Source organism: Moorena sp. SIO3I8 (assembly GCF_010692325.1).
GTDB lineage: Bacteria > Cyanobacteriota > Cyanobacteriia > Cyanobacteriales > Coleofasciculaceae > Moorena.
The window spans coordinates 18,387-40,958 of sequence record NZ_JAAHHW010000003.1; the positions used below are offsets into that span (position 1 = coordinate 18,387).

Annotated in this window: 18 protein-coding genes and 1 pseudogene; 15 read left to right on the top strand and 4 right to left on the bottom strand. The window is 43.8% G+C overall.

Annotated features, from left to right (window positions below; genetic code table 11):
* The first annotated feature begins 365 nt into the window (after positions 1-365).
* The 11 genes and pseudogenes from nadA (at position 366) to nadC (ending at position 9,995) form a co-directional block, all read left to right on the top strand.
* A complete protein-coding gene (gene nadA / locus F6K51_RS01925) occupies positions 366-1,340 on the top strand; it encodes a quinolinate synthase NadA (protein WP_293017606.1) in 975 nt (324 codons plus the stop codon).
* Between the two features lie 146 nt (positions 1,341-1,486).
* Entirely contained in the window at positions 1,487-3,211 is a 1,725-nt protein-coding gene (nadB, locus tag F6K51_RS01930) for an L-aspartate oxidase (RefSeq protein ID WP_293017608.1), read from the top strand.
* Between the two features lie 359 nt (positions 3,212-3,570).
* Positions 3,571-5,259, top strand: a complete 1,689-nt coding sequence (locus F6K51_RS01935) for a methyltransferase domain-containing protein (RefSeq protein ID WP_293017610.1) — start codon at positions 3,571-3,573, stop codon at positions 5,257-5,259.
* Positions 5,260-5,440: 181 nt separating this feature from the next.
* Positions 5,441-6,010: a Uma2 family endonuclease gene (locus F6K51_RS01940; RefSeq protein ID WP_293017612.1), complete on the top strand. Its 570-nt coding sequence runs from the start codon at positions 5,441-5,443 to the stop codon at positions 6,008-6,010.
* Between the two features lie 218 nt (positions 6,011-6,228).
* Positions 6,229-6,396: a hypothetical protein gene (locus F6K51_RS01945; protein ID WP_293017613.1), complete on the top strand. Its 168-nt coding sequence runs from the start codon at positions 6,229-6,231 to the stop codon at positions 6,394-6,396.
* A 66-nt stretch (positions 6,397-6,462) separates the two neighbouring features.
* Entirely contained in the window at positions 6,463-6,798 is a 336-nt protein-coding gene (locus tag F6K51_RS01950; RefSeq protein WP_293017614.1) for a XisI protein, read from the top strand.
* Between the two features lie 21 nt (positions 6,799-6,819).
* Positions 6,820-7,017, top strand: a pseudogene (locus F6K51_RS01955) (element excision factor XisH family protein); the annotation flags it as partial.
* On the top strand, positions 7,005-7,340 hold the full coding sequence (locus tag F6K51_RS01960; RefSeq protein WP_075903795.1) for a XisI protein: 336 nt from the start codon (positions 7,005-7,007) through the stop codon (positions 7,338-7,340). The pseudogene F6K51_RS01955 and the gene F6K51_RS01960, both read left to right, overlap by 13 nt.
* 56 nt (positions 7,341-7,396) lie before the next feature.
* The gene (locus F6K51_RS01965) at positions 7,397-8,140 is read left to right on the top strand and encodes an isochorismatase family protein (RefSeq protein ID WP_293017618.1); all 744 of its coding nucleotides are present in this window, start codon (positions 7,397-7,399) and stop codon (positions 8,138-8,140) included.
* A gap of 114 nt (positions 8,141-8,254) precedes the next feature.
* Entirely contained in the window at positions 8,255-9,058 is an 804-nt protein-coding gene (locus tag F6K51_RS01970; protein WP_293017619.1) for a DUF4058 family protein, read from the top strand.
* Between the two features lie 79 nt (positions 9,059-9,137).
* A complete protein-coding gene (gene nadC / locus F6K51_RS01975) occupies positions 9,138-9,995 on the top strand; it encodes a carboxylating nicotinate-nucleotide diphosphorylase (RefSeq protein ID WP_293017621.1) in 858 nt (285 codons plus the stop codon).
* A gap of 283 nt (positions 9,996-10,278) precedes the next feature.
* Here nadC and F6K51_RS01980 read toward each other — a convergent pair whose 3' ends face one another.
* From F6K51_RS01980 to F6K51_RS01995, 4 genes are all read right to left on the bottom strand, one after another.
* Entirely contained in the window at positions 10,279-11,694 is a 1,416-nt protein-coding gene (locus F6K51_RS01980; RefSeq protein ID WP_293017623.1) for an ABC transporter substrate-binding protein, read from the bottom strand.
* A gap of 413 nt (positions 11,695-12,107) precedes the next feature.
* A complete protein-coding gene (locus F6K51_RS01985; protein WP_293017625.1) occupies positions 12,108-13,544 on the bottom strand; it encodes an ABC transporter substrate-binding protein in 1,437 nt (478 codons plus the stop codon).
* Between the two features lie 59 nt (positions 13,545-13,603).
* A complete protein-coding gene (locus F6K51_RS01990; protein WP_293017626.1) occupies positions 13,604-15,031 on the bottom strand; it encodes a serine/threonine-protein kinase in 1,428 nt (475 codons plus the stop codon).
* A gap of 249 nt (positions 15,032-15,280) precedes the next feature.
* On the bottom strand, positions 15,281-16,294 hold the full coding sequence (locus tag F6K51_RS01995) for a LysR family transcriptional regulator (protein ID WP_293017627.1): 1,014 nt from the start codon (positions 16,292-16,294) through the stop codon (positions 15,281-15,283).
* 217 nt (positions 16,295-16,511) lie between these two features.
* Between F6K51_RS01995 and F6K51_RS02000 the strand changes: the two genes are divergently transcribed.
* The 4 genes from F6K51_RS02000 to F6K51_RS02015 all read left to right on the top strand — a co-directional run bounded on the left by F6K51_RS02000 (position 16,512) and on the right by F6K51_RS02015 (position 22,235).
* Positions 16,512-17,228 (top strand): NnrU family protein, encoded by a 717-nt coding sequence (locus F6K51_RS02000; RefSeq protein WP_293017629.1) that lies wholly within the window; start codon positions 16,512-16,514, stop codon positions 17,226-17,228.
* An 86-nt stretch (positions 17,229-17,314) separates the two neighbouring features.
* Positions 17,315-17,746, top strand: coding sequence for a thioredoxin (trxA, locus tag F6K51_RS02005; RefSeq protein ID WP_293017631.1), 432 nt, complete (start codon positions 17,315-17,317; stop codon positions 17,744-17,746).
* Positions 17,747-18,480: 734 nt separating this feature from the next.
* Positions 18,481-20,547 carry an NAD(P)H-quinone oxidoreductase subunit 5 gene (locus tag F6K51_RS02010; protein ID WP_293017632.1) on the top strand — a complete coding sequence of 689 codons (2,067 nt, stop codon included), beginning with the start codon at positions 18,481-18,483 and terminating at the stop codon, positions 20,545-20,547.
* Positions 20,548-20,651: 104 nt separating this feature from the next.
* Positions 20,652-22,235, top strand: a complete 1,584-nt coding sequence (locus tag F6K51_RS02015; RefSeq protein WP_293017633.1) for an NAD(P)H-quinone oxidoreductase subunit 4 — start codon at positions 20,652-20,654, stop codon at positions 22,233-22,235.
* Positions 22,236-22,572: the final 337 nt, after the last annotated feature.

Consider the following 22,572-nt stretch of genomic DNA (forward strand, 5'->3'; position numbering starts at 1 on the left):
GGTTTAAATTAGGTGGGTAAATTGTTAATTTAAAATTAACGAACAACCAATTCGTACAAAAGATATAGGAGATCATAATAGTTAAATCTAATCGGGTGCATCTCACTTTTGCCTAATTTCATTCATTGAGATGCACCCAAACCTAATAGAGCTGGCTGCTGAAGTTATGCACATAGATAATATGTTGCGATCCCATGAGGTTAGCCTAGTCGAGGGCAGCATTAAAATAGCATAAAGATAGCATTAAAATTCCATAACTTAATGAAGTTTTTATAGTACAGCACCCAGTGCGAAGATTTAATAATTCTTAAAGAAAGAAAATATTCAAAAACCTGTAAACTAGTCAGAAATAGGGAAAGAATGCGATGTTTACAAATGTCCTCCCAAAACCAACCCTAGACTTGGAGTATCCGCCCAAAGACCTGTTTGAAGCGATTGAAGACCTCAAGCAAGAATTAAACGCAGTTATTCTGGCTCACTATTACCAAGAGCCAGATATTCAAGATATTGCTGACTACATCGGCGATTCTCTCGGTCTTTCTCAACAAGCGGCGGCTACAGAAGCAGATGTCATCGTCTTTGCTGGGGTTCACTTTATGGCAGAAACTGCCAAAATCCTTAACCCCAATAAATTGGTACTACTCCCAGATTTAAACGCAGGTTGCTCCCTAGCTGACAGTTGCCCTCCCCAAGAATTTGCGGCCTTCAAAGCAGACCATCCTGACCATCTAGTGGTATCTTACATTAATTGCTCCGCTGAAATTAAGGCGATGAGCGATATCATTTGCACCAGTTCTAACTCAGTTAAGATCGTCAACCAAATTCCGAAAGACCAGCCGATTATTTTTGCTCCAGATAAGAACTTAGGTCGCTATGTCATGGAGCAAACCGGACGGGAGTTAGTCCTGTGGGAGGGGAGTTGTATTGTCCATGAAACCTTTTCTGAGAAAAAGATCGTGCAACTGAAAATACAGCATCCTGAAGCTGAGTTGATTGCCCATCCAGAATGCGAACCCCCTGTCCTGCGTCATGCCAGTTACATTGGTTCCACAACCGCCTTATTAAAGTATAGCGAGCAAAGTTCAACAGAAGAATTTATCGTGGCTACTGAGCCAGGAATTATTCACCAAATGCAAAAGAGGGCACCCCATAAAAATTTCATCCCTGCTCCAGGTATGGATAGCAATTGTGCCTGTAACGAATGCCCTCACATGCGGCTCAATACTTTGGAGAAGCTGTATCTAGCCATGAAGCAGAAAACACCAGAAATTACTATGCCGGAAGACATCCGAGTAGCCGCGTTGCGACCAATTCAACGGATGTTGGAGTTATCAGTGTAGTGCTGTAGTGCCCCTGAGCAGCTTGACCAAATTACTTGAAAAAAGTATAAGTTATAAGCTTTAACTTATAACTTATAAGCAATTTGTGTTTTGAAAACGAATAACTGCTTAGGAATTAATCACAGATTAGTGACATATGATCTATCGTGCAAGATTTTAAATCATCCCCTGACGAGTCTTCCCGATCTGCTAACACTCCCTCCCAATTTGACATCATAGTGGTGGGCAGTGGTGCGGCTGGGCTTTATGCAGCCCTTTGTCTACCTGCTCATTTGCAGGTAGGTTTGATTACCAAAGACACCCTGAAAACAGGCTCTAGCAACTGGGCCCAGGGAGGAATCGCTGCTGCTATTGACCCATCTGATTCCCCAGAGCTTCACCTCGAGGATACCCAGCGAGCGGGTGTTGGTCTTTGCGATCGCGAGGCGATCAAGTTTCTGGTAGAAAATGCCTCTGCTGCCATTGACTCTCTGGTCAAGATGGGGGTAGCCTTTGACCGCAAAGGCAAAAAGCTAGCCATGACCCTAGAGGCAGCTCACTCTCGTCCCCGCGTCCTCCATTCCGCAGACACCACAGGTCGAGCAATTGTGGATACGCTCACTGCCAAAGTTTTAGAGCGTCCAAATATTCAGGTGCTATCTCACGCAGTGGCTTTGAGTTTATGGCTCAATCCAGGAACTGGTCATTGTCAGGGGATTAGCCTCCTCTATCAAGGTCAGATATCTTGGCTAAAAGCTTCTGCGGTAATCCTAGCCACAGGTGGTGGCGGTCAAGTGTTTGCCCAGACCACTAACCCAGGCGTAAGTACAGGAGATGGAGTAGCACTGGCTTGGCGGGCTGGGGCAATTGTTAGAGATTTGGAGTTTTTCCAATTTCATCCCACAGCTTTAACCAAACCAGGGGCACCTCGCTTTTTGATTACAGAAGCTGTCCGGGGAGAGGGGGCACATTTAGTAGATCACAAAGGCGATCGCTTTGCTTTTAATTACCACCCAGCCGGGGAGTTGGCTCCTAGAGATGTGGTAAGTCGGGCAATTTTTAGTCACTTAGAAAAAACCTCCGCCGATCCTAGCCACGCCCATGTTTATTTAGACTTGCAACCCATTGAGCCAGAGCGAATTCGCTATCGTTTCCCCAATATTATTAACGTATGTCAACATTGGGGCATTGATATCTTAAAGCAGCCCATTCCCGTTGCACCTGCTGCCCATTACTGGATGGGAGGAGTGGCTTGCGATCTGACCAGTTGCACTTCAATTCCAGGGCTATATGCCATTGGCGAAACGGCTAGTACAGGGGTTCATGGTGCCAATCGCTTAGCGAGTAATTCCTTATTGGAATGCTTGGTTTTTGCCGCCCAATTAGCTGAGATTGAAACAGCTCCTAATTCAGTTCTGGCGGAATCCCTACCTTTGAGAAAAGAGAAAGGTGAGTGGGAAAGGGAAATCGAGAAGATAGCCTCAGTAAGGCAAAGTTTGCCCTACCTGATGTGGCAAAGTGCAGGAATTTGTCGCTCCCAGGAAATGTTAGAGTCAGCCCTTGCTCAAGTTAATTCCTGGCGCTCTGAATTGGCTGGTTTTCAGGTGAGTCAATACTTGCTTGATTTACTGCCCAACCAAACAGTTAAATTTGAGTCACCATTAGCCGAGCAGCAATTGCGAACGGCTGCAGAAACCTTCAATCTCCTGGATATTGCCCATTTAATTCTCAAAAGTGCAGCATTGCGCACAGAAAGTCGGGGCGGACATTACCGCAGGGATTATCCCCAAACCTCACCCAGTTGGCAAGTTCACACCTTATTACAGGGCGATCGTTGGTGGAAATCTGCACAACTTTCTCTAAGGTTAGAATCCAATCAGATAGCGGTATGAATACCACTTATCTCTTTTCCCACGAGACTGCACAGGAATTGCTGTAGAACTGTTAATTAACGTTGGAGCTTGTAAGGATTTTCTGGGTCTACCAAATTGGCGATGTAAAACTGTCAGTAAATAATTAATCTAATCTTGATTGGGCGGGAGTTTTAGTTTTTGATAGAATGATTTTTTAGAAATTACCTTCCCAATCATACTTAGTGGGCTCATACTTAGTGGGCAATAAGCGCGGTTTTATGCATACTAGGTTCGGTAGAGCCGTTTTTTTGTACTCCATCCGAAATGCTTGATCTGAAATCATTCCCAAATAACCAGGATTTTTGACTTTTAAAACACGAAATTACTTTGGAATAACCATGACAATCTCACAACCTGCAAAACAATATCCTCTCTCAAAAGACGAAGCTTTGATTTACGATTGGCGCATCCATAGTATTCGCCAAGCACTGAAACAAAAAGGAAAAGCCACAGGTCCTTTGCAAATCTTCGATTTGCAAGAATTGGATCACTTAGACCAATACCACTACTTTGGCACCAAAGCTTGCGATCGCGCTATCGATCGTTTGGCACTATCCCCCAACTCGCGAGTTTTGGACATTGGCAGCGGTATTGGTGGGCCTGCTCGATACATTAGTTATAAAACGGAATGTCACATCCAATGTGTGGAATTAAGAAAGAATTTTAACGAAATTGCCCAAGAACTCACCCAACGAGTGGGACTTGACAAACGCATCCAATACCTCACAGGCAATATTCTAAGTCCCCAAGTCATTGACGCCCTGTTGCCAGGCTCATTTGACAGCATCATTTCTTTTCTGTCATTTTTACACATTGAAAACCGCGATAAAATACTGGAAATTTGTTTTAGCTCTTTGAAGGAAAACGGCCTGATATATATCGAAGATTACGTCGCCAATGGCCCTCTTCCCCCAGAGGTTAAAACCACTCTAGAAGAAGTGGTTCAATCCTCTTATTTACCAACCCGCGAAACCTACCGAAATCACCTCGAACGTGTAGGATTTGGTGACATTTGTTTCATCGATTTAACAACAGGATGGAAACGTTGGGTAAAAGAACGCTATCAAAAATTACTCCAATCAAAAGAAGAATCAATCAAACTAGTCGGTGAAGACGTTTATGAACACCGTAGTCAATTTTATCAAACCATTAGCGACTTGTTTCAAAGCGGCAATATTGGTGGCTCTTCCATCGTTGCAAAAAAACCTTGTGTTCCAAAAATAAACCAAGTACCTGATACATATTTATCCTCTGTAACCCCTGTGTATAGTGAACAATACCATTTCTTCCTCGAAGATGGTTCTCTACTTGCTCTAAGATATTTCAAAACTGGAACAATCGAGCATTACTCAGCCTGGTGGAGCGACACCAAGGGCTACTCCCTGGAACTTATCAATACCTCCGAACACCAACGCTCAAATCAACACATATCTATCACAAACAACGATGGAACCGGAAGCATTTGTTTGCCAGAAGCTAATATAGAAATTCAATTCCAAGTTGCCGCCGAATTCACTTGGGCGGTTCCCGCTGAAAAAAATCATCGTGCCGTCATTCACCAACCAAAACTCCTGTGCACAGTGTACACAGGCGATCGCACTCAAAAAGGTATAGGTTATTGCAAAATTTATCAGGGAGATTACCCCAAGTTTTGGGGCTACCACTTTGTTCACGCCTTTTTCCCTGATTACGGAATTGTTTGGAGTGCTGAAGCTACATTCGGCCAAGAAAAATACAATTATTTCAAGCTCCTGAACACCTCCCAAACAGAAAAAGAAATATTGTTAAACGGAGAAGATTCTTACCATCGTCAAACCAGTGCCCACGCCCGCATCCAAGACAAAATACATCACTTTAAATTCGACAATAATGCTTTTGCCACTTGGTCGAGCATCCTGCGAAATCAAACATCGACTATGGAAAGTAAGCTATGCTTGGAATACAGACCCGCCATTCTAGAAATAGACAACCAAGAAGTTGGCGAAGGAATTTGTTTAAAAGAATCTTGTTTTGGCACAATTACATAAACATAGGAAAGAATGTTTACTAGTATACCCGCATTGATCACAAGGAGTGCGTTCGCCTTTGGCGCGCTCTGAAGAGCGATCGCTAAATTCATAATCTTCTGTACTACAGACTGCAGTGCGGAAAGTGGGGGAATAAAGAATAACTTAGTTTTTAAAATTGTGGATACCAAGAATAACCAGGATGAATACTATTAACATTCCCCCCACCTTCAAAGTTACAGAAAAACAATTCCAAATACTCGCTACTGCTAACCGAGAAAAGCGCCTCGAACGTACTGCTAATGGAGAATTAATTGTTAGGCCCCCTACAGGAGGCAATACGGGAAAACGCAACGCACAATTATCTGCACAATTTGTGATTTGGAACAATCAAACCAAACTCGGAGTTGTTTTTGACTCTTCTTGTGCTTTTCGTCTTCCTAATGGGGCCGAGCGCTCTCCTGATGTCAGTTGGGTAAAAATAGAACGCTGGAATCAACTCACACCAGAACAACAAGACACTTTCCCACCCCTTTGTCCTGATTTTGTCCTTGAGTTACGCTCCCGTACGGATACTATGGAAAGCTTAAGACAAAAAATGCAGGAATATTTAGACAATGGCATAAGCTTAGGCTGGTTAATCGATCCCAAAAATAGAATCGTAGAAATTTATAAACCCCAACAAGAGGTTAAGGTGTTGAACTCTCCTAAGACGCTATCTGCAGAAGAGGTATTACCTGGCTTTAGTTTAAATTTTGAAACAGTTTGGTAGTTAGTATTAAGTCATCGAATTGATGGCTCAAGGGAATAGGAAACAGGCAACAGGCAACAGGCAACAGGCAACAGGCAACAGTAGGAAAGAACTCGGAGTATTTTTTTTTGTTATAAATAATCCGCAGTATTTTTTATGATATATTTGTAAATGCTATACTTTAACTAGTAGTGATTCTATCTTAGCAGCAATTGAAGCCGCCTTACCCATTGATTCTCATGCCGATACTATTAGCGATCGCTCTTCAGAGCGCGCCAAAGGCGATTAGCCCGAAGGGCTACGCTACGCGATCGCACTGTAAAATTAAGGTGGATGAGGTGTTTAAGGAGATATGCCAGCTAAAGACATTTACCAAGAATGTGTCAAAAATGCTCTCATTTTGGTGATCTGTTGATAAAAAACAATCGAGTTCGTCTTTTGGTTTTTGATTCTGAAGCGGAGGATATTATTAGATGGACACTTTAGAGCGATACCGGCAGATTATTCAAAAAATTATCTCTGACTACGCACAAATTCCTTATTCTTATGGAGAAATTGAACGAAATAGCGTGTTTGATTCTAATCGCGATCGCTACCTATTAATGATAGTTGGTTGGGAGGGAGTACGTCAAGTTCACGGCTGTATCATTCATGTGGAAATTATCGATGGCAAAATCTGGATTCATCGGGATGGGACAGAGGATGGCATCGCTGGGGAACTCCTACAAGCAGGCATTCCTAAAGAGCGTATTGTTCTAGGCTTTAAATCACCAGGAGTGAGGAAGCACACAGGGTTTGCAGTTGCCTAAAGTCACCCTGAATTCCATACGGTTTTGGGACAATTCCTTAACTATCGCTTTGCCCTCAAAGCAGAAGATCCAGAGAGATTATTGTATTTAGCTATTCCTCTTGAAATTTACGAGACATTCTTTGCCCGTCGCTTCGTTCAACTTATTACCCAAGAATATCAAATAAAATTGCTTGTATTCGAGCCAACTAAGGAGGAAATTGTTCAATGGCAAAACTAGAGCAATATCGGCAATTCGTCAAAGAGATTCTAACCGAATACAGCAGCCACAAACCCGCTTATGGTGAGGTAGAAGTGGAATTAATCTTTGATACCGAAAGAGACCGCTACCAGCTTGTCCATGCCGGATGGAGTAATCGTCGCCGTATTTATGGTTCCACAATTCACATTGACCTTAAAGATAATAAGATTTGGATTCAAAATGATGGTACAGAAGTTGGGATTGCCAACGTCTTAGTTGAACGCGGTGTCCCTCACCAAGATATTGTTCTGGCCTATCATGCCCCTTACCTTAGGAAATTTACTGAATTCGCGGTAGGGTAAGAAATCATAACTTAGCTTTTTAAATTGTCGATACCAAGAATAACCAGGAGGTTTTGATGGTAACTTCTTTAACTACTCCCGATGCCACCTTAGCAGCAATTGAAGCCGCCTTACCCATTGACCCTCAGCCCTATACTATTGGCGATCGTCCCACCGGTTTGATCGTTGTGGATGTGCTCAATGGCTTTTGCACTGTTGGTTTTGGTCCTTTGGCTCCAACAGAACCAAATCAGCAAATAGCCACCATGGTATCAGAAAGCGATCGCCTAGCAAAAGCTTTCACCGCCAAAGGTTGGCCAGTCTTAGCTTTTCTAGATACCCACGAACCAGGCAAACCAGAACCTCCCTATCCTCCTCATTGTGAAAAAGGGTCTGGGGAAGAAAAGCTCGTTCCTGAACTGGAATGGCTAGAAACTCATCCCCACGCTACTTTAATTCAAAAAGACTGCATCAATGGTTTTATCGGTTCCATTGATGTAGATACTGGCAACAATAGTTTAATTAGCTGGATAAACCAGCACAAACTGGAAGCCTTAGTAGTCGTAGGAATCTGTACCGATATTTGCGTCATGGACTTCGTGGTTACTATGCTATCAGCACGCAATCATGATATGGTACCAACGTTAAAAGACATTACCGTTTATACCGAAGGCTGTTCCACCTTCGACCTCTCGGCAGAGATGGCAGCCCAGCAGGGTTTGCCAAAGACGGCAATTCATCCCCAGAAAATTGCTCATCACGTTGGTTTATACACTATGGCAGAGCGTGGAGCGTTCATTGCTTCTACAATTTTGATGTGACCAATCCCAAGTTCAAAACTAAGTAAAACTAACCTTTTTTTAACAGCCTTCATGTCTTTTTATCTTCTTCCTTTTAGCTTCTATGTTACCCCGTAAGTTTAAGTATAAATAACCATGCCCTCACCATTCCCTGGAATGAATCCCTATTTAGAAGATTCAGCCTATTGGTCAAGCGTACATCATTGGCTAATTACGGAAATTGCTCGCTTATTAAACCAACAGTTAGCCCCTAAATATGTAGTTGCGGTAGAAGTGCGAATCTACGAAACTAGTGGAGAAAAGTCCACGCTTATTGGTATTCCTGATAATGTCATTGCTAAAAGCTCTGAAAATACGATCAGATATCCCGAGTCTAATGTAGCTGTTGCAGTTCCTTCTACCGAACCTTTAACGATAGAACTTGCTCTGACAGAAACTATTAAGCAAGGATATCTAGAAGTTAGGAGAGTTGGTACCGGAAAAGTGGTTACGGCTATTGAAATTATTTCTCCTATCAATAAAAATGTAGGAGAAGGTCGGAAAAAATATGAAAACAAACGTCAGCTTATTTTAAATAGTAAAACAAATTTCGTAGAAATAGATTTACTACGTCAAGGTAATTCACTGATTAATTTAAATCAGAATATCGAGCGTGACTATCACATTTTAGTTAGTCCTAGTCATCAACGGCCTCAAGCCTATCTATATGCTTTTAACCTTCAAGATGTGATTCCTGTTTTTCCTTTACCTTTATGTCCAGAAGATCCAGAAATGCTTCTAGATTTACAAATGATTTTACATCAAGTTTATGACCAAGGGCGCTATGATTTAATGATTGACTACAAACAAAAAAATATTCCTGGTTTATCAAAAGCTGATACAATTTGGGTAGAAAAAATTTTAAAAAACAAGGATGAAGTTAAAAAAACATTAAATTAAATGATTTATTGGATAACTTGAGATAATAACTCGTTAAACTAAAAACTAAAAAAAATAACCAGGTTTTTTGGTAAGACTTATGGCGATATTACCTCCCCCAATAGTGTTAGACCCTCTACTGCATCAATGGCTCAAAGAAGATATTGGTAGAGGCGATCGCACCACCCAAGGTTTGTTCACTCAAGAAGCTAGTTCTGGAAACGGACAATGGATCGCTAAGGAAGCAGGTGTAATCACGGGATTGCCAATAGCAGCGCGGGTGTTCTATTTATTAAATGAAAAGGTCAGCTTTATCCCGCTAGTAGCAGAAGGAGAAAGTTGTCAGCCAAGCCAAGCCATCGCTCGTTTTCACGGACCATTTGATGCTTTGTTGATGGGAGAGAGGGTAGCTTTAAATCTAACGATGAGTCTGAGTGGCATTGCTACCCTAACCCGTCAGTATGCCGAAAAAATTGCTGATTTGCCTACTCAGTTGGTGGATACTCGCAAAACTACTCCAGGCTTAAGACTATTGGAAAAATATGCAACTCAAGTGGGAGGAGCCATTAACCATCGCATGGGCTTAGATGATGCGGTGATGATTAAGGATAATCATATTCAAGCGGCTGGGGGAATTGGGGAAGCGATCGCTCGAATTCGTAATACTATTCCCTATCCTATGACCATAGAAGTAGAGACAACAACTCTCGCGGAAGTAGAAGAGGCGATCGCCCACAATGCTGATCTTATCATGTTGGATAATATGCCAGTTGAGCAGATGGAGGTAGCAGTTAAGCTAATTCGTGTAAGCAACAACAACATTAAAATTGAGGCATCGGGTAATGTGACCTTAAAGACGATTCGTGCAGTGGCCGAAACAGGAGTAGATTACATCTCCAGCAGTGCTCCCATTACTCGCTCTAGTTGGTTGGATTTAAGTATGAGATTGGGGAGTTGAGATAAACAATAAATTGAAACGGGCAAGATGCCCGTTCCACCAAGATGCCCGTTCCACACAGGGGAGCTGGGAACAGGGAACGGGAAATAACCAATTTCAATACACATCAGCTTACCAATTATAAAAAATATTCCTACAGATTAATAATCCCCCCATCTCCCCATCTCCCCATCTCCCCATCTCCCCATCTCCCCATCTCCCCATCTCCCCATCTCCCCATCTCCCCATCTCCCCATCTCCCCATCATCATCCCTAGCAGGCATAAATAAAATTGGTATCAGGGTTAAGGAATTGGCAAAAATTCATACTCCAAGCTAGAACTATTACTTGGTTCAATTGTCACCAATTTGACCGGTTGATAGCGATCGCCTGATGGAAAAAAACGAATCGGAGCAGCAGCACCTCTAGCAAAAAAGTTCGGTGCTGAAAGTTCCTGTTGAACTCCGGTGCGAGTAGGATTACGTCTAATCGCCGCACTTAGGGCTTGGACAGCATCATAAGCCATGGCTGTGCGCCAGTTAACATCAATACCCCAAAGCTGATCAGCGGTTTTGGGAAATTCCGAGCGAGGGTTGGCTAGGGGATGCCAGGGTAATGCTACTACCATCCCTTCAGCATCTTTACCTGCTACTGTCAATGTCTTAGTACTGTAAACTTGATTTCCCGCCAAAATAACTAATTGTTGACCCAAGCTATTGCGGTGTTTGCTATTGATTTTAACCACATTTAGTACCTGATCAATGCTGCTAGAATCAGCACCTAACATCAGAACTTGAGCACCACGATTAATCGCTTGTTTAAAGCTTTTAGCAGCACTAAAATTTTTCTCAGACACGTCAAACTCACTAACTACTCGTCCTCCTTCCAAGAAGACAGCGGTTACAAACTCTGATTTAAGAGACTGACTAGACTCACTTTGAGAATTGTAGAAAACAGCAACATTATGCTGCTTGAGGTCTTGCACCATGTGTTTAGCTAATGCTCTACCTGCCAGGAAATCATTCGGTACACTACGAAAAACAAAGTCGCTAATTCCTGATAGGTTTACTGAAGTGCTAATGGGAGAAATTGTTACTAATTTACCGGATTCATAGCTATCTGCTGTAGCTTGGGTCACCTTGCTGTTGAAATTACCAACAACTGCCAAAATCTCTGGCTTACTCACCAACTTTAATGCTAATTTTTTGGCCACCTCTGGATTATTATCATCATTAGCGATCAGTACTTTGAGAGGAATACCTTTAATTCCACCAGCTTGATTGATTTCCTGTTGGGCTTGAGCCACACCCCGAAGTATATCTTTGGCAGTATTTACGTTATCACTAATGGACACAACAGCAGCAATGGTGTAAGAGGGTTTGTCCCCAATACGAGCATTATTAAGGTAGATGAGAGCTTCTGGATCATCACGGTGGAGGTCTAAGGATTCCGTGAATTTAACAACTGCCTGGTCGTAGTTACCAGCAGTAACCGCTTCTACTCCTAGCTGTTTTTCCAGTGTTGTTGAATCAGAAAATAAAATATGGTCTCCCCCACTAAGGTAATTTGGTATGCTTGTTTTATCTGAAGACGTATTGTTCGATACCAGCATAGATAAGGGAGATGTGGTCACTTTAAACCACCACAGACACCCAGATACCAAAGCTAAGGAGATCATTAATGATAGCCCAAGAAGCTTAGTTTCGTTGTTCTGATACATACGCTATTGCTAATTTTTATACAGGCTAACCCAGTTGATTATCCGGAATAATGCTTAATACTAATTTGTTTTGTAATCTTTCAAGGTAATTGATGAGTGGAATGGTTGACGGTTAACGGTTGACGGTTGAGGGTCAACGAAAAACCATCAACGGTGGTTCACATAGTGACCCTGTAGAATACAACTGAATACAACTGAATACAACTGAATACAATTAAATACAACTAGTTAACAAAAGCCCTTGTTGGATACTCCTGATTAGGGAAATAACTTAGCTAAATAACTTAGCTAAATAACTGAGCTAAATAACTTATGGTACAAGATTTGACCACTGATCAGGTGACAAAATGGCAAAAATATTGATCAGTTATTCCAAAATTGGGCAACGCTCTTATTTCTATATTGCCCGGTTTCTACTTGCTAGGAATCGGCACAAAGTCATAACCAAAGCTGGAACGATTACCTGCTTCAATCTTGACAAGCTGGACAGCCTGGTTGCGATCGCCTGATGGTAAAAACCGAATTTTGCTGGATACTCCTTGGGGCTGAAAACCTGATCCGGATAGGGCTTTTTGTACACCGGAACGGCTTTGCTGCTGTTTGAGGGCTGCGATTAAAGCTTGAGTAGCATCGTAAGTTAAGGCAGTGCGCCAGTTCACATCTGCACCCCATAATTTCGTGGCGGCTTGGGGAAAGGGGGAATTTGGAGCGCCCAAAATATGCCAGGGGACTGCCAACACCATACTAGCCGCATCCCTACCACCGATTTGCAAGGTCTTGGGTTTGTAAAGACTATCCCCTGCTAGCATCGGTAGACGTCCATCATTGACCTGCACTACTAGTAACCCTTGGTTAAGGGTGGCGGAATTGGGAGCTAATATCAACACTTCTGCACCTTTCTCGATCGCCTGTTTGACATCAACACCAGCATTAAAGTTAGGTTTGGCAAAGTCAAACTCTCCCACTACCTCGCCACCATCAGCAAACAGGGCAGTGGTAAATGCATCGGCAAGAGATTGGCTGTAGTTGCTCTGGGAATTAAAAAAGACAGCTGCTTTGCGTACATTTAATTGATTGAGCATGTAGCGAGACAGGGCGCTACCAAAAAAGCGATCGCTAGGGATAGTCCTAAAGACATAATTACCCAGTCTTGAAATAGTTACTGAGGTACTAGTCGGAGAAATCACCACCAACTGATTCTCTTGATAAACCTCTGCGGCTGCCAGGGTGACCTCACTGCTAAAATGACCAATAACCCCCAAAACATCTGGATTATCCACAAAAGCTTTAGCTATTTTTTTAGCAACCTTGGTATCATTGTCATCATTAGCAATTAGCACCTTCAATGGTACATTATTAATACCACCGGTAGCATTGATTTCCTGTTGGGCTTGGGCAACACCCCGTAACATTTCTTTGGCTGCATTTACCTCTACACCAATAGGTATTGATATCGCAATTGTATAAGACTTAGATGTACCGATCCGAGCATTATTGAGGTAAATCAAAGCTTCTGGATCATTTTTCTTAGCTTTGAGCGATGCCTCCAGTAAGGAAGCCGCTTTCCCATAATTCCCAGAAGCAAATGCTTTGACTGCTGCCTGTTTGTCTGGTGTTACCTCTGTTGATATTAAGGTTCTATCTCCGGCACTAAGGTGCTCTGCGATGATTATCTCAGGCTTAATGTTTGTAGTTTTTGGAGTTACCTTAGCCCTAGGTTCATCTTCCTCCGTTTCCTCCGGAAATGGCAGTGTGATTATCTGACTTTTCTGAAGCCACCATAAGCCTCCCAACACCATAGCTACCGTAATCACCATCGATAGCAAAAGAACACTCGTTTCGTTTTTCATCGGACATAAGTTCCGTTGTCAGTTACCCTGCATCATTCCATTAATCAGCAACGCCCCTGCTATAGTATTCGAGATAACAGTTGATATACCAGCCGGAAAAGTGCCGTCAGAGCGATCGCTGCTGCTGCTGCTAGAACTGATATTATGATAACTAACTGGATTGACTGCTGGACTCGCAACACCGGGAAAAGTATCAACAGTCCCAAGCTGATGCCTCCTATAATCACTAGGTCAATTTTTTCAATAAACCTGCGATATTGAGCATAAATTAGCCCTCCCAAACTCATTCCCCATAAAAGCATACCCAGTGGGTTGGAGGAGACTATCTTAGCAAAAGCAGTTGCAGCAATGAATAATAAAGCTCCCTCAAATCCAGTAAAAGCAGCTGCTCCTAGTACCTCAAGTAGAGATAATTTTGCTCTAAGGGGTTTGGATAGGGGTGAGTGGGTTTGTGGTTGCCTGTTGTGGGACCCGGAGGGTGGGGATACTGGTAGAACTGATCCGTGAGGGCGTTGAGGGGTTGTCTGAGCAATAATGTTTAAACCATTTATGGCATCAAGAACCTCCATAGCAGACTGAAAGCGTTGATGGGGCATTGGCATAAGTAGTCGATTGAAAATACTCTCAAGTTCATTGCTGATTTGGATATAACTTCTCCAGTTCCATTCATGGGTAACAGGTTCGTAGAGTTCATTGGGTTCTCTGGCAGTCATCAAAACCATCACAGTCACTGCCAGAGCATACAAATCCGTTGAAGGGTAAATTTGAGAACCGGTCATTTGCTCCGGTGGTGCAAATCCGATGGAATAAATACCAGTAGACCTCGCCGCTGTTGTTCCTGGGTTTACCTGTTGCTTAACTGCACCAAAGTCTAATAGATAGAGAAGCCCATTGCGATCGCGCATAATATTGGAAGGCTTGATATCGCGATGAATGGAGCCATTGTCATGGACAAATTGGAGGACTTTGAGAATTTCTGTTAACACTTCTATGGCTTTGGCTTCAGAGAATGCTCCTAAGGTGTTGAGTTCTTCCTCCAAGTTTTGTCCATCAATATATTCCTGTACCAGATAGAAAAACTGGTCTTGTTTACCCGGTTTCCGACTCGGCACCGTCAACGGAAAGTAGGCATACAAATCGGGGATTTGGGGGTGACGCCTGCCCAATTTCTCTAAAACCGTTGCCTCCCGCTCAAACAATCTGTGGGCAGTTTGTAGTTCCCTCTGGCTAATTCTCCCAGACGGTTGGAACTGCTTAACGACACATTGACGCAAGGTAGGGGTATAGCGATCGCGTGCTAGAAATGCCGCTCCAAATCCTCCTTTGCGCAGCAGCTGGGAGGGAATGTAGCGACTTGCTACAATCAGGGGCATGCCGCAGCTATTACAATACCTTTGCTCCGTGGTGGTTAGAGTGGTTCTGTTATCTAGATCATCAAAGTAATTATGGGGATTTGGGCAGCCAGGACGGGTGCAGAAAATTTCCATGTTTTAGAGGATCACTACGAAATACAAGGCGCTACCAGCTGACAAGCTCTAGCAAGTCACTGCTTGTTGTGTTTATTTTAGTCGTTAGATATTAGTGAACTCACGCCATTTTGAAGAAGCCCCTGGAATTTTCTGCATTACTGATCAGATCTTCTCGTAGGCAGCGGAATAAATCTCGTCACTTGTTTTCAACCCTGTCTTGATGCAGTCGCTCATGGGGGAAACCCCCAAGACCGCGCTGCATCGCTTTCAACCCCCAGCTTCAGCGTGGGGGCTATCCACTTCTAAATTTTTAGGATTAGTTACCATCCCTGATAGTGCCAAGGATTGCCCGTGCCATGCTACTGAGCCAAACAAGGGCAAAATCTGCCTACAGAAGGCTTCTGTTGCTTTGGAAAGGTAACGATTGGGGTTAATCACCAAAGACAATACCCGTTTAACCACTACTCCCTCTATTTTTGCCCTGTGTAGCACCCCCATTTGTAATTCTTTTTCAATAGCTGTAATCGATACAAACGCAGCTCCTAGTCCTGACTGTACTGCATTCTTAATCGCTTCAATGGAGTTAAGTTCCATCTCCACCTTAAACCGTTTAGCATCAATGCCACTGCGACCTAATACCTGGTCAATTACCTTACGGATGGTGGATTGGGAGTCCAAAGCAATAAACTGTAACTTATACAGGTCTTCTTTTTGGATCTTCTCCAAATTAGCCATGGGATGAAATGCAGGCAAGATTAGTACTAGCTCATCTTCAGCATAAGGACTAATGGTCAAGGTTTCTTGAAGTTCTGGGGGAACTTCACCACCAATAATGGCTAAATCCACTAGTCCATTGGCTACACCCCAGGAAGTGCGGCGAGTGGAGTGAACCTGTAATTGTACTGTCACCTCAGGATAGCTTTGTCGGAACATACCAAGCATCCGAGGTAGTAGATAGGTTCCGGTAGTTTGAGATGCACCAATAATTAAGGTCCCACCTTGGAGACTTTGTAAGTCGTCAATGGCTCGGCAGGTTTCCTGGCATAGAGCCAGAATTTTTTCCCCATAGTCCAACAGCAGGTGTCCAGCTTCCGTCAGTTGGGCACGGCGTCCACCCCTGTCAAATAACGGCACCTCTAACTGTCGCTCTAAATTTTGTACTTGCAGGCTGATAGCAGGTTGGCTTACGTATAGACTATCAGCAGCACGCTTGAAACTCCCCTCAGTAGCGATCGCTTTGAGTATACGGAGTTGATCGAGAGAAAAAGGTAGGTCAGACATAGGGCTAAACCATTAACAGAAAGGAGCGAGCTGAAATCGAAACTAACATAACCAGGACTCAAGTTCCTACTCCGTCTTGATGCAGTCGCTCATGGGGGGGACCCCCAAGACCGTAATGGTGCTTTTTCCGTAGGCGAATTAAATTCGCCACGGGTCGCACCTCTGCATCGCTTTTTTGCTATAATAGAGCGTTATTTCCCATCTATCACCCTTGCCTATGGTATTTCCAAATTGGCTGAGTGTCAGCCACTTTGTCATGTTTGGGTTGCTATTGACTTTTGCGATCGCTCATAGTGGTTTAGCCGCCCTGCGTTCTAAGGGTGAACAAATAATTGGTCCAAGGCTTTATCGTATTGTCTTTGCTTTAGTGAGTCTTCCGCTAGCAGTTGTATTAATTATTTACTTTTTGAACCATCGATATGATGGTATACAGTTGTGGCTCCTTCAGGACCTGCCAGGTATTAAGTCATTAGTATGGGGGCTTTCAGTCATTTCTTTCTTGTTTCTTTATCCAGCTACGTTTAATTTATTAGAAATTGCTGCGATTCAAAAGCCCCAAGTCCATCTGTATGAGTCTGGCATTATGCGGGTTACCAGGCATCCCCAAATGGTAGGACAAGTAATATGGTGTATTGCCCATACCCTCTGGATTGGTAGCACCTTTACCCTATTGACCTCCGTGGGATTAATTCTCCACCATCTTTTCGCTGTCTGGCATGGAGACCGCCGGTTGTTGGCACGGCATGGAGAAGCCTTTTGTGCACTCAAAGCTCGCACATCCGTAATCCCTTTTTTGGCAATTATCCAGGGACGTCAATTCCTGAGATGGCAGGAGTTTGTTCGTCCGGCATACCTAGGAGTCATCGGTTTTACTGGGCTGTTGTGGTGGGTACATCCCCTCATGATTACAGCTGTAGCCCAAGTAAATTGGTAATTAGGACATTTCTGTTGCTCAGATGATCCCGATTCGATGTAGCATGATCCCAAACAAATCTAAAAACCCTTATATTTCAAAAAATCATGGTATTGTCTGTTGATGAACGGACGTTTTCAAAAACAGTTTTAGACTCTTCTGAGCCAGTTATCGTTGATTTCTGGGCTCCCTGGTGTGGAGTATGCCGGTTTGTTCACCCCATACTTGAGGAATTCCAAGCTCAAGGAAGCAATGATGTCAAGGTTGTCAGAGTAAACGCCGATAACAATCTCAAGCTTGCCAATACCTATCGACTCAAGACCCTACCGACATTGCTATTCTTTGAGCAAGGTCAGTTGGTCTCACGAATAGAAGGTTTCCAAGGTCGGGATGAGCTGCTCAGGGAAATTGCCAGGCTGCTCAAATCACACTGCCAATACCCAGATTTGACCAAGGAGTTGGATAAAAGGCAGCGCCAAGGTTTGAAAGCTTTTTCGGCCAATATCCCCTCTAGAGAAATTCTACGTCTTAGGTCTTAGGTCTTAGGTCTTAGGTCTTAGGTGCAAGAGGGTAATGGTACACAAGGAAAGCTGTTGACACCCGACCTGCTTTACCCGGCGCTAGGGAACTGGGTCAGAACACCCTTAGCCATTCAACCTAAAAGCCTAAAACCTTCACTTAAACTAATTAGCTAATTAGCGACTCTTAACCTAATTAGCCATTGAATTGGTCATCGGTAACCAGGTTGTGGGTTTACCATTTCCCATGACCAATTTCCCTTTCCCATGACCAATTACCAATTACCAATTACCAATTACCAATTACCAATTACTAATTGGTTTCTGACTCTTGTGCCTGAACTGTCCCTGTGAATTGATAAAAGTTATATTATACCACTTTCATGGCTAGGAATTGGGAAAGTATCCGTGCCAAAAAGATAAATTTTTGTTAATTAAATTTTCTTATTATTTTCATCAAATATTGGGATTATCTGATGATTACTCGTTTTGATCAGATATTTTGTAATGAAGATTACTAAAAAGGTTAAGATTTGTATCAGATATGAGACCTTAGTGGCCTATTCACCGGATGGCGGCTGTTGGTAGTAGTCACCGCAAACCAATGCCAACCGTGAGTCCATGGTCTAGGCTGCTATAGTGCAGTTGAGATTAAAGGATCTGGCCTTCTACAGACAAACAAAAAGAAAAACTTTAGACATCAGCGGTTTACAGTTTGCCAAAATAGTAACGAAATCTGAAGTAGGCTGTCTTCAATGGAACCGCTTTATCAATATGCCTGGCTAATCCCAGTGTTTCCCTTGGCAGGGGCAATGCTGGTTGGTCTGGGGCTAATTTCCTTCAATAGAGCAACAAACCGTCTGCGGCAGCTGTTAGCTGTATTTATTGTCTCCTGGTTGGGGGCGTCCATGGTGTTCTCCTTTGCTATACTCTGGAGTCAATTTCATGGTCATGAACCCTATCAACGCACCCTGGAGTGGGCTGCTGCTGGCAATTTTCACCTAATGATGGGCTATACCATCGATCACTTAACCGCACTGATGCTGGTAGTGGTGACCACCGTAGCTTTTCTGGTCATGATTTATACCGATGGCTACATGGCTCATGACCCCGGTTATGTGCGCTTCTATGCTTATTTAAGCTTGTTTAGTTCCTCTATGCTCGGTTTGGTGGTTTCTGCCAACCTGTTGCAAGTTTATATTTTCTGGGAACTGGTGGGAATGTGTTCCTACCTGCTCATTGGATTCTGGTATGACCGTAAGGCAGCAGCAGATGCTTGTCAAAAAGCTTTCGTGACTAACCGTGTCGGAGACTTTGGTCTGCTGTTAGGCATGTTGGGACTCTACTGGGCAACTGGCACCTTCGACTTTGATGCCATGGGAGCCAATCTGGAAGCCTTTGTCGAATCCGGTTACCTGGGTGCAGGCATGGCAGCTGTGTTCGCTGTCTTAGTGTTTCTCGGTCCGGTGGCTAAATCCGCACAATTTCCCCTCCACGTTTGGCTTCCCGATGCCATGGAAGGCCCAACCCCAATCTCTGCCCTAATTCACGCCGCAACTATGGTAGCCGCTGGGGTGTTTTTGATTGCGAGGATGTACCCCGTGTTTGAAGGGATTCCAGTCGCCATGACTGTGATTGCCTGGACGGGAGCATTTACCGCTTTCTTAGGGGCAACCATTGCTATTACTCAAAATGATATTAAGAAAGGGTTAGCCTATTCAACTATGTCTCAATTGGGTTATATGGTAATGGCAATGGGCATTGGAGCCTATGGTGCTGGCTTATTTCACCTGATGACCCACGCTTATTTCAAAGCCATGCTGTTCCTCTGCTCTGGGTCAGTAATTCACGGTATGGAAGCTGTGGTTGGCCATGACCCGATTTTGGCTCAGGATATGCGGTTAATGGGAGGCTTGCGTAAGTTTATGCCCATTACCTCCCTGACATTCCTAATTGGAACCTTGGCAATTTGTGGAATTCCACCCTTCGCAGGGTTCTGGTCAAAAGATGAAATCTTAGGCAGTACTTTTGAGGTAAGTCCAATACTTTGGGGAATTGGCTGGCTGACCGCTGGAATGACTGCTTTCTATATGTTCCGGATGTATTTCTCCACCTTTGAAGGGGAATTTCGGGGCAATGAGATGGAAATTCGTCATCAACTCAAAGAAGCTGCTGGTGTAGCTGTACCTGCTTTTGGTCCTGGTGCTATGGATGTACGGGAACTTGAGGCTCAGGCTGACGATGATCACCACGACCACCACCACAGTGAGTTTCCCCATGAGTCACCCTTAACGATGACACTACCGTTGTTAGTGTTAGCCGTGCCATCGGTACTGATTGGTTTGGTGGGAACTCCCTTTAACAACTACTTTGAGGAATTTATCCACCCAGCCAGTGAAACCATAGCCGAAGTCGTGGCAGAAGCAGAAGCCTTTGACTGGTCAGAATTTCTGATTATGGGCGGCAGTTCCGTGGGAATCGGTCTGATTGGGATTTCCGTTGCGGTACTGATGTACTTACAGGGCAAGATTGACCCCAATGCGATCGCTAAAAAAATCCAGCCCCTATATCAGCTGTCTCTCAATAAGTGGTACTTCGATGAAATTTATGACCGGCTGTTTGTTCAGGGAAGCCGTCGATTAGCACGGCAAGTTATGGAAGTAGACTACCGTATCGTTGATGGTGTAGTCAACCTGACTGGCTTTTTCACCCTGCTCAGTGGTGAAGCACTGAAATACGTAGAAAACGGTCGTGCCCAATTCTATGCTCTAATTGTCTTCCTCGCAGTACTGGGTTTAGTAATTGTCTCAGGTGTGACCTGACCTGCTTTGTTAATTGTTAGTTGTTTATACACAATTAACAATTAACAATTAACAATTAACAATTTGCAATTTTATTTTGACCAATGGTGACTGACTAGTTGACTATGACAGATTTCCCCTGGCTAACAATAATTATTCTGTTTCCGATTGCGGCATCGCTTCTGCTCCCGTTTCTGCCAGAAAAAAATGGGACTTGGGAGCGTTGGTACTCTTTAATTATCGGGCTAATTGATTTTGCCCTAATTGTCTATGCTTTTGTGACCCAGTACGACCTGAGCAACCCAGAACTGCAACTGGTCGAAAAATACAGCTGGGTGCCTCAAATGGACTTGAATTGGTCAGTAGGTGTAGATGGCTTATCCATGCCTCTTGTTTTACTGACTGGCTTTATTACTACCCTAGCGATGCTGGCAGCTTGGCCGGTAACCTTCAAGCCTAAGCTATTTTACTTCCTGATGTTGGCAATGTACGGTGGTCAGATTGCTGTATTTGCTGTTCAAGATATGCTGTTGTTCTTCTTGGTATGGGAACTGGAGTTAATTCCGGTTTACATGCTACTGTCAATCTGGGGGGGCAAAAAGCGTCTCTATGCAGCTACCAAGTTTATCCTCTACACCGCAGGGGGTTCCCTGTTTATCTTGCTAGCTGCCTTAGGCATGGCATTCTATGGAGATACCGTAACCTTTGATATGCGATCGCTCGCCCTCAAAGATTACGCCCTAAATTTCCAGCTACTGCTTTACGGAGGCTTCCTGATTGCTTACGGGGTCAAGCTACCCATCTTCCCTCTACATACCTGGTTACCAGATGCCCATGGGGAAGCCACAGCACCGGTACACATGCTCCTGGCTGGCATTCTGCTGAAAATGGGGGGATATGCCCTAATCCGCATGAATGCTGGCATGCTACCCGATGCCCATGCCGTGTTTGCTCCCGTATTGATAATTTTAGGGATTGTCAATATTGTCTACGCTGCCCTTACCTCCTTTGCCCAGCGTAATCTCAAGCGTAAGATTGCTTACTCATCCATTTCCCATATGGGATTTGTCTTAATTGGTATTGCTTCCTTTACCGACTTAGGCATGAGTGGGGCAGTGATGCAAATGATTTCCCACGGTTTAATTGGTGCCAGCCTATTCTTCTTAGTAGGAGCTACCTATGACCGTACCCATACCTTGATGCTCGATGAGATGGGGGGTGTTGGTAAGAGAATGGGCAAAATGTTCGCCATGTGGACAACCTGTTCCATGGCATCCTTAGCATTACCCGGAATGAGTGGGTTTGTGGCAGAAGTGATGGTGTTTGTTGGCTTTGCGACCAGTGATGCTTACGGTTCCTTTTTCAAGGTATTAGTGATCGTCCTGGCAGCTGTCGGGGTTATCTTAACACCAATTTACCTGCTCTCCATGCTGCGGGAGATTTTATATGGTCCGGAAAACAAGGAATTAGTCGCCCACGAAGCCTTGATTGATGCTGAACCTCGGGAAGTGTTTATTATTGCCTGTCTGTTAGTACCAATTATCGGCATTGGTTTGTATCCGAAAATTGTGACTCAGATCTATGACGCTACCACAGTCCAGCTAACCGCACGACTCCGCAACTCTGTACCAACCTTGGTCAACGAAGCACCAGTAGCACTAGAAAATGCTCCAATAGTTTCTGTCGCTCCATCCATTGCTCCTCGTTAGGGATTGATATTTTACAGTTGACTAGCTTGTAGAGTGGGCAAAAACAGTTCTATTGTTTTGAGTCTTCTACACTAGATTAGTTTGCCCACCCTACTAGTGATTAACAAATTAGCAGCTTTTAATGTAGGGGTAGTATGAACCAACCCCTACATTTTTTTGTTGCCAAAGCCCCCAGCTCCCTTATATCATGTCAGGATAATTACCCTTAATAAAAATCTCCCCCATCTCCCCATCTCCCCATCTCCCAACCGGATTTGATATTAGAGAAGCTCTTGCCAGCGATCGCTTAACCAAAACTGATCTTAAAATATAAGAAACTTGTGCGGGAAGTAGCTAA